Raw genomic sequence first — 11,231 nt, 5'->3', positions numbered from 1 at the left:
ACAGGCAGAGGCACCTATCTGACCCACGTGCTTAACTGCACTCAGTCTAATCGGCATCACTCTGCCCGACCGCTTCTACATCCCGATTATCCGATGCCGATGCGGTATGCTCAATATACGAGAGTCAAGTTTCGCGATGAATCACTGCGAAAGTTGACTCTGACCCCAGATGACTCTTGCGTTAGGATTGTTTAGTTCAGTAGATAACCACCGTCGACATTCAAACAAACGCCCGTGGTGTAAGTGGCCGCAGGCGAAACCAGATACAACACCGCTCCCGCCATCTCATCCGGCTGGGCAACGCGATTCATCGGGATATGCTGCAGCGCCTGTTTCAAGATCGCCGGATTGTCGATCAGGGCTGCGGCAAACTTGGTCTCGGTAAAACCCGGCAGCAAAGCATTGACGCGCACGCCGCTGGCCGCGCATTCCTTGGCGAAGGCCTTGGTCATCGAAATCACTGCGGCCTTGGTAATCGAGTAGATACCCTGGAACACGCCAGGCGTGACGCCATTCACCGAGGCGACGTTGACAATCGCCCCGCCGCCGCCTTGCGCCATCAGCTTGGCGCCATACGACGACATGAAAAAATAGCCGCGGATATTCACATCGACGGTCTTCTGAAAAGCCCCGACATCGGTCTCGGTTATCGGCCCGAAATGCGGATTGGCGGCGGCGTTATTCACCAGAATATCCAAGCGGCCGTGCTTGCTGCCTATCGCCTGGTACAAGGCTTCGATCTGCGCCATCTCGCCGATGTGGCAAGCGATGGTCTCAGCCGATCCGCCGGCGGCCTGAATCTCGGCCACCACTTTGTCGCAGGCCTCTGCCTTGCGACTGGAGACGATCACATGCGCACCCTGCTGCGCCAGGATTTTGGCAATCGCTGCGCCGATGCCGCGGCTGGCGCCGGTCACCAGCGCTATCTTGCCCTTAAGATCAAAAATGGCTGTACTTGTCATGTCTCTGTCTCCGTTCATTGGTCGATATAAGGTAGCTCAGCGATAGCTCACCAAGCCGGGATCACACGCGCTTTCCAAATGCGCAAAACTGTTCAGGTAACTCAAGCTGACGCGCCCCGGGCGGCACAATAATTTGGTCACGCCGGTGTTCACCAGCGACCAGTTCAATTCGAAAACCTGCCGATCCGGAATCGCCAGCAATTGCTGGCAAATCACGCTGATCGGACCGCCGGAAGTAAACACCCAGACCGATTGCCCCTGACCGAGACGCTCCTGCAGCCGCGCCAAAGCGTCGCTGCAGCGCAGCTTGAACAGCGGCCACGGTTCACTGTAGTCGCTATCGAAGTCACCGCTAACCCACCGCGCCACCGCCTTGGCAAATACCTTTTGAAACGCACGTCCGCGCGGTTCCTGCTGCGCCATGTATTCCGCGAACACCGCGTGATCCGCAAACTGCGGCATGTAACGTAGCAGCACCTGCCGGTGATCGAATTCGTCGAATCCGGGATCGTGCAAGATCTGACGTTCCGCCGTAGTTGCCGGCATGGCTTCCAGGCAGGCCTTGCTGCTCTGCTGATGACGCCGATGGCTGCCGGTGACCAGCAACGGCATATTCTGATCCTGACCGGTCTTTACCAGCCACTGCCCCAGCAACGCGGACTGGCGCACACCCAGTTCCGACAACTGGTCGTAATCGGCGGCGCCGAAGCTGGCCTGGCCATGCCGCACCAGATAGATGCTGCTCATATCGTCGATTGCGCAATCAATTTCTTGCAGCGCTGTTCCAGGTAATTAGTGACATGGACAAAGAATGCAAATTGCGGATTCTTGGTCTGCCCGTGATGAAAGCGATAGTAGATTTGCTGCACGATCACGGCCAGCCGGAACAGGCCGTAGATTTCGTAGAAGTCGAAATGATCGGTGCGGTAGCCGGTCTTTGCGCCGTAATAGGCAATCACTTCCTTGCGCGTCAACATGCCCGGCAGATGCGTCGGCTGGCGTCGCATCTGTTTGAACTGCGGCTCATCGTCGGCTTGCACCCAGTAGGCCAGCGTATTGCCGAGATCCATCAGCGGATCGCCGAGGGTCGCCATTTCCCAATCCAATACGCCGACGACCTCTAGCGGGTTCTCTGGATTGAGGACCACATTATCGAAACGGAAATCGTTGTGGATCAGACAGGTGGCAACGTCGGCAGCCGGCATCTTGTCGTGCAGCCAGCGCATCACCTCTTCAAAATCCACCGCGTCATCGGTGCGCGCCTTTCGGTAACGCTCACTCCAGCCGCTGATCTGGCGTTGCACATAACCCTCGCCCTTGCCCAGATGCGTCAAGCCGGCAGCCTGATAATCTACCTGATGCAAGGCGATCATCTTGTCGATCACGTTGAGGCAGAGCTGGCGCGTATCGGCCTCGCTCAGCACCAGGCCTTCCGGCAATTTGTCGCGCAGGATGATGCCGCGCAGCCGCTCCATTACATAAAAATCGCTATCCATCACGGCGCGATCCTGGCAAGTCGCGAACACGCTTGGCACATAGGGATAGACCGGTTTCAGTTCCGCCATGATGTTGGCTTCGCGCAGCATGTCATGGGCCGATTTGGCTTTAGCGCCGAACGGTGGCCGCCGCAGGATCAATTCACGATTCGGGTAAGTCAGCAAATAGGTCAGGTTCGAGGCGCCACCCGGAAACTGGCTCACCGTTGGTAAACCCTCAAGACTGCCATCGACGCCTTTCAGAAAAGCGGCAATCTTTGCCACATCCAGCTCTTCACCGCTGCGCACTGCGCCGGCTTGGTCGATCAGCGTCATGCTGCTACTCCTTGCACAGAAGCCTTGGCCGCTTGCGCTTTCAACTCCAGCTTGGCGATCAAGGCGCGGTGCACTTCATCCGGCCCGTCCGCCAGGCGCAACACCCGGGCGTAAGCAAACAAGGCTGTCAGCGGCAAGTCGTCGCAAACGCCGGCGCCGCCGTGGATCTGGATCGCCTGATCGATCACCAGTTGCGCCACGTTCGGCGCCACCACCTTGATTTGCGAGATTTCACTCATCGCCGCCTTGGGGCCGACGGTATCCATCATCCACGCCGCTTTCAAGGTCAGCAGGCGCGATTGCTCGATCGCCATGCGGGCATTGGCGATGATGTCGGCATTGCCGCCGAGATCGGCCAGCGGCTTGCCGAAAGCAGTGCGCGTCAAAGCCCGTTTGCATAGCATTTCCAACGCTACTTCAGCCGCACCCAAGGCCCGCATGCAGTGATGGATACGACCCGGTCCGAGACGGCCCTGAGCGATTTCAAAACCGCGCCCCGGCCCGGCGATGACATTTGCCAGCTGCACCCGCACATTGGTGAAACTGACTTCGCCGTGGCCGTAAGGTTCATCCAGAGCGCCGAACACCGGCAGCATGCGCTCGATCTTCACGCCCGCAGTCGCCATCGGCACGATCACCATCGAATGGCGCGCATGCTTGGGGCCGTCGGCATAGGTCAAACCCATGAAGATCACGAACTTGCAATTGGGATGGCCGATGCCGGTGCTCCACCATTTACGGCCATTGAGCAGCACCTCATCGCCCTCGACCAGCGCGGTAGCACGCATATTGGTGGCGTCGCTGGAGGCGACCTCCGGCTCGGTCATGCAAAACGCCGAGCGGTATTCACCCGCCAGCAAAGGCTTGAGCCATTGCTCCTGCTGCGCCGGCGAACCGTATTTGGCCAGCACTTCCATATTGCCGGTATCGGGCGCATTGCAGTTGAAGACTTCCGGCGCGATAAACGAGCGGCCCATGATTTCCGCCAGCGGCGCGTAATCGGTATTGCTGAGCCCTGCGCCGAATTCTTCATCCGGCAAGAACAGATTCCACAAACCCGCTTCCTTGGCCTTGGCTTTCAAGACCTGCATCACCGGCGGCACATTCCACGGCAGCGGGCCGCGCTTAAGCTGGCTGAAATACTCGGCTTCAGCCGGCAACACATGCTCGGCCATGAAGGCATTGAGCCGGGCTATATATTCGCGAGCCCGGGGAGAGTAGGCAAAATCCATGGTGTTCCTCGACTGTTTATCAGTCTGAGAAGTGTGCCGCAAGGGCTATAATTCATCAAATGAATGATTTACATAGATAACAATTAATCTCATGCATATCAGCCGCATCGACCTCAACCTGTTCGTGGTGCTCGACACGATCTACGCCGAAGGCAACATCACCCGCGCGGCGAAGGCGCTCAGCCTGACCCAGCCGGCCGTCAGCCACGCCCTGGCGCGCCTGCGCGAGCTGCTGGGCGATCCCCTGTTCATCCGCCAAGGCAGCAACATGCTGCCGACGCCGATGACGCGTTCGCTGATCGGCCCGGTGCGGCAAGCGCTGCAAACGCTGGAAATCAGCGTCAAGCACGGCAACCAGTTCGATCCGGCCAGCAGCCGCCGCAGTTTCAACCTCGGCCTGCCCGGCGTGCTGGAAGCGCGGCTGCTGCCGCCGCTGATGCAGCTGCTGCAAACCCAGGCGCCGATGGTGGAAATCAATTCGGTGCGGGTCGAGCGGCGCCAACTGGAATCGGAACTGGCGGCCGGCACGCTGGACATCGCCGTCGATGTCTTGCTGCAACGGCCTGGGGAAATCCGCAGCACACCCTTATCGCGCGATGCGCTGGTGGTGGTGGCGCGCCAGGATCATCCGGCGCTGCAGAACGGCCTCGATCTGGAAACCTATCTGGCGCAAAGCCACATCCTGGTATCCTCGCGCCGCACCGGCCCCGGCGTTGAAGATGTAGAACTGGCCCGCATCGGCCGCCAGCGCCATGTCGGCCTACGCTGCCAGCACTATTACGCCGCCTGCCAGGTAGTCAGCGCCTCTGATCTGCTGACCACCATGCCTGAACATTACGCCCACATCGCCAACATCAACCTGCCGAATCGGATCTATCCGCTACCGCTGCCGACGCCGCCGTTGGATGTGTATTTGTATTGGCATGAGAATGCTGAGATGGATCCGGCTAATCGGTGGTTGCGGGGGGTGTTGGGGCAGGTGTTTCCTGAACAGGGGCGATTGGCGGCGGGTGAGTAGGGTTCTAATCGCGTAATAAATGATGAAGAAGCGGCTCGGAGGTTCGGCGTTCTGCTTTGGAAGCTCGATGGCCTGCTTCGATAGGTTCGATGTCCTGCTTCGGAGGCTCGATGGCCTGCTTCGGAGGTTCGACCGCCTGCTTCGAAGGCTCAATGTCCTGCTTCGATAAGCTCGACCGTCTGCTTCTGGAGTTCGATGTCCTGCTTCAGAAGTTCGACGTCCCGCCTCTGAGGCTCGACATCCTACTTTGGAGGCTCGACGCCGACACTCTGGGCATTAATTACTTGCTTCTGAAATCAAGCTTTTTGTTTCTTTGTTGGATGAGCCGCATGCCATTTGTTGACGCAGAATTCGACATATTCACCGATGCGGTTCTGCTCTTCTTCCGGGACAGCAAGGAAGGCTTCTATGCTGACGCGAAATGGCCATTGCCTGGGAGGCATAGTCATCGTCTTTGCATCGCCTATTCCGGTGGCGAGCCAAAACATATCAACCCCCAGGAATATTGCAGCAAGCGCTGAATTTTCTGCGGTCAGCGCTTTCGTCTTACCGGCGATCACTTGCCCAATTGCCTGCACACTTACGCCGATGCCGTCCGCGAGATCTTGTCTTTCCTTTTGGGCTAATCGCAAAGCCTCTGCGAGTCGCGCTCCATAATTATTTGCCATCGTTAAAGATCGCTTACAGGTCACTAAAGCGTGGTTGCAATGCCATCAGATTATTTTTTTGCGTGATCCATGCTCATCATGGCGACATGCAGCATTTTTGTGAGTGCTTCAATTAATTGCGGCGAACTCTTGCCCAATTCTTCGGCTTGAATGATTTCCTCAATTAATTGTCTTGCCTTTGGACTTAAATGTTTGGTGCGCTCATCTAGTCCTGACGCATTTTCATCTATCTCCATGAAGTGAAGCGGATGTTTGCCGACGGCGTGTGCGAATCGTACAAGCGTGTCTTTGGCAATACTGCCCGTAGCTTTCCAACCAACCACGGCTTGCGGGCTGACACCTACCTCGGTTGCAATCATCGTGGACGACTTGCCGCTCTCCTTGATAGCTTCGGCAATTTTTTGGGCTAATACCCTGTTGGCATTTTTGGCTCTATCAATCATTGCTTTAGTGTCTATGCAGATGTTGATGTAGATCAATACTTTATAAATATAAAGAATTGCTTTATATTGAAGATGCCATTACGACAATCACAAGGACCGCGCGATGAACCAACTTTCAAATTACTTCCCTCTCAAAAACAAAGTCGCCCTCGTCACCGGCGCAGCGCGAGGCATGGCGCTGCACATCGCCTGCGCGCTATCCGCCGCCGGGGCGCGTATGGCGATTCTGGATATACGCGAGGGTGAGGGCCGCACCATTGCCGGCCTGCTCGACAACCGGCAGAGCAAGGCAAAATTCTGGAAATTGAATGTCAGCGACGGCGATGCAGTGCGCAAAGTGATGGCAGCCGTCGAAGCGCATTTCGGCCGCATCGATATCCTGATTAACAGCGCCGGCATCGATGCCGACAATCCGTCGGCTCAGGGGCTATCGATCAAACAATGGGAAAAAGCGATGCAGGCCAATGTCCACGGCAGCATTCTGTGTAGTAAACACGTGATACCCGCAATGGAGCGGGCCGGTGGCGGCTCCATCGTCAATGTGCTGTCGCTGTGCGGGATGGATGGTGAGCGGCAAGAAGCTGCCGATCATGTCGCGAAGGCGGCGCTACGGATGGCGAACATGAATGCGATCCGCTATGCCGCGCATAACATCCGTGTCAATTCGATTTATCCCGGTGTGGTGCGGCCACCAGCGCTGGCGGCGGCCATGCGCCAGAAAGGCGACCTGACTCAAGCGCTGACCGATACCGCCGAATTGCGGATGCTGACGAACCGGGGTTCGGCTACGGATGTGGCAGCTGGGATCTTGTATCTGGTGTCGGATGCGAGCCGCTTTGTCAGCGGCGGCGAGTTGGTGATTGATGCGGGATACGGTGGGCGGTAACGCGTCGGGAGTGATGCAAGCTGATGATCATTTCGGCTCAGCCGTATAACGTTGAACCGATTCACATCTGGTTCGGCAGGTGATGCTGAATTTTCAGAGTCCTGCCGACCTATTGCTTTGGTGTTGATGATTCGATTGAGAACTTATAGACGTTATCCGGCTCTGTGAACCGCAATCTAACAGTGCGGCCGGCAGGCTGGAAATTTCCCTTGTCTATTACATACTCTTGAAATGCGACACCTGACGGTCGATCTGCTCCTGCGTCATATGTGTACGACGCCTTGTCGAAAGCTACCCGCTTCTGGTTATCAAAACGAATTCCCAAACAAGAAGCAAAGAGGCTAGGCAGCTTGTACAACTTCGGCTTACTAAGATTGCTCATGTCAATTAGGTACACTGACTGATGACGACCCGCTGTACCGCTAGCCGATGCGGCAATGCCCTCTGCGCACGCGTAGGAGGCGTATTTATACGCTCGTGGGTCCAAGCCCAAGTCCTCGTCCGTTGCGGTTTCATTCGCGAAAATTGTTGCGTGATTAAGACGGAATCTATGGCCTTCCCAATAGAGAGACTGATTTTTCATCCCCGTGAACTTGGTGGAGGACTTTTCCTTGAATAGTGTTCTTTCCAAGCCGCTGTAATACGCTGAATAGCCATCAAAAACGGTTGCAGATGATGCAGCGCCACTAACTAAAGCCAGCGTAAGCAACAACGTTCCTTTAATCATTTGTAAGCCGTCGATCATGTGGCGACAGCGGCGTTGCGGATGGCGAACATGAATGCGAGCCGCTTTGTCGGCGGCAGTGAGTTGGCGATCGGTGCCGGGTACGGCGAACGGTGATGCATTGGGAATGACGCAAGCCATTTGATTCCTGAAAGCAAGCAGATTAGTTCGAAATGACCGGTAGCTAATTTAGCCGAAAAACCTAGAATGGAAAATAGCTTTGCGGGAGCTAAGCAAAACCTTTGACAAGGAAGTTCTTAAATAAAATCTCTAAGGAGGCAATCATGCGAATGCTATTGAATGTCAAATTTCCTAACGCAGAATTTAACGCCGCTGTCAGGGACGGCTCTGCCGGCAAGAAAATGGGGCAGATTCTGGAAGAGTTAAAACCGGAAGCGACTTACTTCACGGAACAACATGGCCAGCGAACTGCCCTCTTGATCGTTGATCTCGACGACCCATCGAAAATCCCCATGCTCGCGGAACCATGGTTTCTGACCTTCAATGCCAATGTGGAATTAAGAATCGTCATGACGCCGGAAGACTTGAAAAAAGCCGGGCTTGAAGAGTTGGGCAGAAAGTGGGCTTTTTAGGGCGTCTGTAACAACGGCTGCGCAGGGCAATCTCGAAGTAGCGTACAGCGCGGCCAGTTGCTCCTGCGCTTCTGCCGTAAATATGACGATGAGCCGGCTTACGCTTATGCAATGGCCTTCTTATGTTCAGCTACAAGCCCTGCCCGCACCTGATCAACACTGACAGCCCGCGCCGGGTCAGCCTTCAGCGCATCGTAGGCCGGCCCCACAGTCTGCTGCAGCCAACTGTCCACGGCCCGGTCGCGGGCCATCAGAGCTCGCAAACCATCCTGGATTATCTCGCTTTCGGTGGCGTAGTCGCCAGCCGCGACTTTGCTTTTAACAATCTCTGCCATCTCGTTCGGCAGGGTGATGCTGAATTGCTGGGTAGTCCGCATCATGGGCCTCTATTGAGCGAATAGGATCAAATCCTATCACCCTATGGGATTTGATCTGAACTGTCCCACACGTGAAGAAGTGAAATCGGCGCGTAGCGGGCGGTCGATTATTCAACGCCGACGGCCTGTATCAGACTGAAACCCGCCACTCAATATTCATTCATGACTGGCAGCACGCGACCCTGAGCCGTCATTGATGCTTCCCGATACCGGACCTTCGCCAGCTAACTACGTCAGGAGAACCTATACGTTTACTGCCGGACCTCAATACTATTAACTGACGGCGCGTGGGGTCTATCCGATGGCGCGCTATGTTCTATCCAAACTACACCGGTTTATTGAATATGTTGCGTAGTATTGCCATGAACTTTTTATCGTGAAGGCAGAATCGCATTTTGGTTCGAGACTCTCAATACAGAATCCATGAAAGCCAGCACCGTCGGTGTTTCTTCCTTACGACGGCAGAACATCGCAAGTTCAGCCTGTTCCGAGGTACGCTCAACAGGGCGGTAGACGAGTCCGCCAAAGACGATTTGGCTGAGTGAGGATGGCACCAGTGCCAGTCCGGCGCCTGCGGCCGCCATGGTCATGATGCTCGTGTTGTTTGTTAAACGGTAGGACACCTTCGGCTCAGTTCCGATAAGCCGCCGTAACACCGCCAGTTGTTCATCGTCGGATGCAGACTCGGAATACAGAATAAACGGTTCTCCAGATAGGGATTCAAACTTGATCTTCTTTTGGTTCGCCAGAGAGTGGTCCGATGACATTGCGAGCATCCAGGGCGAGCGGCGGATCACGGTCACGCTAAGATCATTCGAAAATGAGCGCGAAAACGGCGCTCCGAGTCCGACGTCTAGTGTGCCCTGTAATATCTCCTCGGCCTGCACGCGAGGCGATAATTCACGTAAGACAATCTCAACGTCGCTGCGCGTCTGGCGAAAAACACGGATGACCTCAGACAGGATGCCGACGAAGGCTGCGTTGCTCGCAAATCCAATTGCAACGCTACCGGTCTCGCCGCGGCCGGCACGTTCCACGATCCGTTGCGCACGATCAATCTGAGAAAGCGCACGCCTTGCTTCAGGAAGAAATTGCTTGCCGACTTCCGTTAGTTCCGTACGTCGGCTGGTACGCTTGAACAGCTGCGCGCCGACCATTTTTTCCAGCAACTGAATCTGCATGCTCAATGCTGGCTGGACAATATGCAATCTCTCGGCGGCTTTGCCGAAATGCAACTCTTCCGCAACGGCAACGAAATACCGCAAATGGCGTAGCTCCATTTTTTATCCTTTGATTGATCAGTTTTAATGATTAATACATCAAATCAATCTATTTGTCACATGATTGACGGAGGATTAAGGTGAACCTGTCGCACATGGTTGCCTGATTTCAAAACGGGCAACTCAGTTAGCGCGGCCTTAATCAATTTCAGGAGAGTAAAGATGAATTCCCCAGCACGCATCGATGTACACCAACACGTCATTCCCCCCTTTTGGGCAGAAGGCTTACTTGAACGCGGCGGCGATCCGTCTGGCTGGAAAAGCCCGGACTGGACACCGGAATCTGCCATTGCGATGATGGATGACCTAGGCATCGCCACTGGCGTGCTTTCGTTGACAGCACCCGGCGTAGAAGCGTGGCAGGCTCAAGCTCGTCCCGGTATGGCACGCGATATCAACGACTATCTGGCCACGCTTGTTTCGGACAACCCACAACGGTTCGGGGGATTCGCCGTGCTTCCGTTACCGGATGTCGACGCAGCATTGGCAGAAATCGCCTATAGTCTGGACGTTCTGAAGGCGGACGGCGTCGGTGTGTTGTCGAACTATGGTGATGTCTATCTTGGAGATCCGCGTTTTCAGCCGGTATGGGAAGAGTTGGATCGCCGTGAGGCGGTCGTTTTCGTCCATCCCGCCAAGCCTGCGATTGCTATGCTGCCGGGCATGCCCGGCCCCTTGATGGATTATCCGTACGATACAACACGCGCCGCAGTACAGATGGTCATGACTGGGTATATGGCGAAGTTCCGGAAGATGAAAGTCATCCTGTCTCATGCAGGCGGCTTCTTGCCTTTCATCTCGCACCGCGTCGGGGAGTTAGTGCATGGCGCGCTTGATCCAAGTCGCTCGGTTGAATGTTTACTGGACGACCTGCAACAATTTTATTTCGACACGGCGCTGTCCAGCGGACCTGCCGCCTTGCCAAGCCTGTTGGCGTTTGCCAAGCCGGGTCATGTGTTGTTTGGTAGTGATTATCCTTATGCGCCGCAGTCTGTCGGTGCGTCGTTCACCGATAAACTTGACCGCTACGATGCCTATAAGCCTGGGCAATTGGCTGCGATCAACAACGCCAGCGCAAAATTGCTTTTCCCTCGTCTTGCTTAGACGTCGATGGTAAGAACCAAGACGCCAACATTCACCAAATGTTGGCGTTTTTTACTGATGTTGGCGCATGTTTGAATGTCTGCATTTGCCGCCGATAGCGGGCTATTGCATCCCCCCCCCCCCCCAAAAAACA

13 protein-coding genes are annotated in these 11,231 nt (G+C 55.5%); 4 read left to right on the top strand and 9 right to left on the bottom strand.

What is annotated here, in order from left to right; genetic code table 11:
* Nucleotides 1-191: 191 nt before the first annotated feature.
* Genes VNZ60_RS17865 through VNZ60_RS17850 form a run of 4 tightly spaced genes read right to left on the bottom strand, consistent with a single transcriptional unit; the run spans nt 192 to nt 4,005 of the window.
* Nucleotides 192-962 (bottom strand): SDR family oxidoreductase, encoded by a 771-nt coding sequence (locus tag VNZ60_RS17865; RefSeq protein ID WP_325661480.1) that lies wholly within the window; start codon nt 960-962, stop codon nt 192-194.
* 36 nt (nt 963-998) lie between these two features.
* Nucleotides 999-1,709 (bottom strand): histidine phosphatase family protein, encoded by a 711-nt coding sequence (locus VNZ60_RS17860; protein ID WP_325661478.1) that lies wholly within the window; start codon nt 1,707-1,709, stop codon nt 999-1,001.
* Nucleotides 1,706-2,773 carry a phosphotransferase family protein gene (locus tag VNZ60_RS17855; protein ID WP_325661476.1) on the bottom strand — a complete coding sequence of 356 codons (1,068 nt, stop codon included), beginning with the start codon at nt 2,771-2,773 and terminating at the stop codon, nt 1,706-1,708. The genes VNZ60_RS17860 and VNZ60_RS17855 overlap by 4 nt, the downstream gene beginning before the upstream one ends.
* Nucleotides 2,770-4,005: an acyl-CoA dehydrogenase family protein gene (locus VNZ60_RS17850; protein WP_325661474.1), complete on the bottom strand. Its 1,236-nt coding sequence runs from the start codon at nt 4,003-4,005 to the stop codon at nt 2,770-2,772. Before VNZ60_RS17850 ends, VNZ60_RS17855 begins: the two co-directional genes overlap by 4 nt.
* A 91-nt stretch (nt 4,006-4,096) precedes the next feature.
* On the opposite strand from VNZ60_RS17850, the gene VNZ60_RS17845 reads away from it, so the two are divergent.
* Nucleotides 4,097-5,023, top strand: coding sequence for a LysR family transcriptional regulator (locus VNZ60_RS17845; RefSeq protein ID WP_325661472.1), 927 nt, complete (start codon nt 4,097-4,099; stop codon nt 5,021-5,023).
* A gap of 296 nt (nt 5,024-5,319) precedes the next feature.
* On the opposite strand, the gene VNZ60_RS17840 is transcribed toward VNZ60_RS17845, so the two are convergent.
* Together VNZ60_RS17840 and VNZ60_RS17835 are read right to left on the bottom strand one after the other, a co-directional pair.
* The gene (locus VNZ60_RS17840) at nt 5,320-5,691 is read right to left on the bottom strand and encodes a helix-turn-helix domain-containing protein (protein ID WP_325661470.1); all 372 of its coding nucleotides are present in this window, start codon (nt 5,689-5,691) and stop codon (nt 5,320-5,322) included.
* A gap of 50 nt (nt 5,692-5,741) precedes the next feature.
* Nucleotides 5,742-6,134 carry a hypothetical protein gene (locus VNZ60_RS17835; protein ID WP_325661468.1) on the bottom strand — a complete coding sequence of 131 codons (393 nt, stop codon included), beginning with the start codon at nt 6,132-6,134 and terminating at the stop codon, nt 5,742-5,744.
* Nucleotides 6,135-6,237: 103 nt separating this feature from the next.
* On the opposite strand from VNZ60_RS17835, the gene VNZ60_RS17830 reads away from it, so the two are divergent.
* Nucleotides 6,238-7,020: an SDR family NAD(P)-dependent oxidoreductase gene (locus VNZ60_RS17830; protein WP_325661466.1), complete on the top strand. Its 783-nt coding sequence runs from the start codon at nt 6,238-6,240 to the stop codon at nt 7,018-7,020.
* A 109-nt stretch (nt 7,021-7,129) separates the two neighbouring features.
* Here VNZ60_RS17830 and VNZ60_RS17825 read toward each other — a convergent pair whose 3' ends face one another.
* Nucleotides 7,130-7,885 carry a hypothetical protein gene (locus VNZ60_RS17825; protein WP_325661464.1) on the bottom strand — a complete coding sequence of 252 codons (756 nt, stop codon included), beginning with the start codon at nt 7,883-7,885 and terminating at the stop codon, nt 7,130-7,132.
* Nucleotides 7,886-8,028: 143 nt separating this feature from the next.
* On the opposite strand from VNZ60_RS17825, the gene VNZ60_RS17820 reads away from it, so the two are divergent.
* Complete coding sequence (locus VNZ60_RS17820) at nt 8,029-8,337, top strand: panthothenate synthetase (RefSeq protein ID WP_325661463.1); 309 nt, start codon at nt 8,029-8,031, stop codon at nt 8,335-8,337.
* Nucleotides 8,338-8,441: 104 nt separating this feature from the next.
* On the opposite strand, the gene VNZ60_RS17815 is transcribed toward VNZ60_RS17820, so the two are convergent.
* Both VNZ60_RS17815 and VNZ60_RS17810 read right to left on the bottom strand, forming a co-directional pair.
* On the bottom strand, nt 8,442-8,714 hold the full coding sequence (locus tag VNZ60_RS17815; RefSeq protein WP_325661482.1) for a ribbon-helix-helix domain-containing protein: 273 nt from the start codon (nt 8,712-8,714) through the stop codon (nt 8,442-8,444).
* Between the two features lie 371 nt (nt 8,715-9,085).
* Nucleotides 9,086-9,994 (bottom strand): LysR substrate-binding domain-containing protein, encoded by a 909-nt coding sequence (locus VNZ60_RS17810; RefSeq protein ID WP_325661461.1) that lies wholly within the window; start codon nt 9,992-9,994, stop codon nt 9,086-9,088.
* A 162-nt stretch (nt 9,995-10,156) separates the two neighbouring features.
* Here VNZ60_RS17810 and VNZ60_RS17805 point away from each other — a divergent pair, with 162 nt between their 5' ends.
* A complete protein-coding gene (locus VNZ60_RS17805; RefSeq protein WP_325661459.1) occupies nt 10,157-11,098 on the top strand; it encodes an amidohydrolase family protein in 942 nt (313 codons plus the stop codon).
* The last annotated feature ends 133 nt before the right edge of the window (nt 11,099-11,231 follow it).

It is taken from the genome of Collimonas sp. (assembly GCF_035566375.1).
Taxonomy (GTDB): Bacteria; Pseudomonadota; Gammaproteobacteria; order Burkholderiales; family Burkholderiaceae_D; genus Collimonas.
The sequence above is the reverse complement of the archived record's forward strand: the minus strand, read 5'-3'. Positions and strand labels throughout refer to the sequence as shown.

Coding starts and splice junctions, on each gene's coding strand:
- VNZ60_RS17865 (WP_325661480.1), bottom strand. CDS start 962: ATGACAAGTACAGCCATTTTTGATCTTAAGGGCAAGATAGCGCTGGTG.
- VNZ60_RS17860 (WP_325661478.1), bottom strand. CDS start 1,709: ATGAGCAGCATCTATCTGGTGCGGCATGGCCAGGCCAGCTTCGGCGCC.
- VNZ60_RS17855 (WP_325661476.1), bottom strand. CDS start 2,773: ATGACGCTGATCGACCAAGCCGGCGCAGTGCGCAGCGGTGAAGAGCTG.
- VNZ60_RS17850 (WP_325661474.1), bottom strand. CDS start 4,005: ATGGATTTTGCCTACTCTCCCCGGGCTCGCGAATATATAGCCCGGCTC.
- VNZ60_RS17845 (WP_325661472.1), top strand. CDS start 4,097: ATGCATATCAGCCGCATCGACCTCAACCTGTTCGTGGTGCTCGACACG.
- VNZ60_RS17840 (WP_325661470.1), bottom strand. CDS start 5,691: ATGGCAAATAATTATGGAGCGCGACTCGCAGAGGCTTTGCGATTAGCC.
- VNZ60_RS17835 (WP_325661468.1), bottom strand. CDS start 6,134: ATGATTGATAGAGCCAAAAATGCCAACAGGGTATTAGCCCAAAAAATT.
- VNZ60_RS17830 (WP_325661466.1), top strand. CDS start 6,238: ATGAACCAACTTTCAAATTACTTCCCTCTCAAAAACAAAGTCGCCCTC.
- VNZ60_RS17825 (WP_325661464.1), bottom strand. CDS start 7,885: ATGGCTTGCGTCATTCCCAATGCATCACCGTTCGCCGTACCCGGCACC.
- VNZ60_RS17820 (WP_325661463.1), top strand. CDS start 8,029: ATGCGAATGCTATTGAATGTCAAATTTCCTAACGCAGAATTTAACGCC.
- VNZ60_RS17815 (WP_325661482.1), bottom strand. CDS start 8,714: ATGCGGACTACCCAGCAATTCAGCATCACCCTGCCGAACGAGATGGCA.
- VNZ60_RS17810 (WP_325661461.1), bottom strand. CDS start 9,994: ATGGAGCTACGCCATTTGCGGTATTTCGTTGCCGTTGCGGAAGAGTTG.
- VNZ60_RS17805 (WP_325661459.1), top strand. CDS start 10,157: ATGAATTCCCCAGCACGCATCGATGTACACCAACACGTCATTCCCCCC.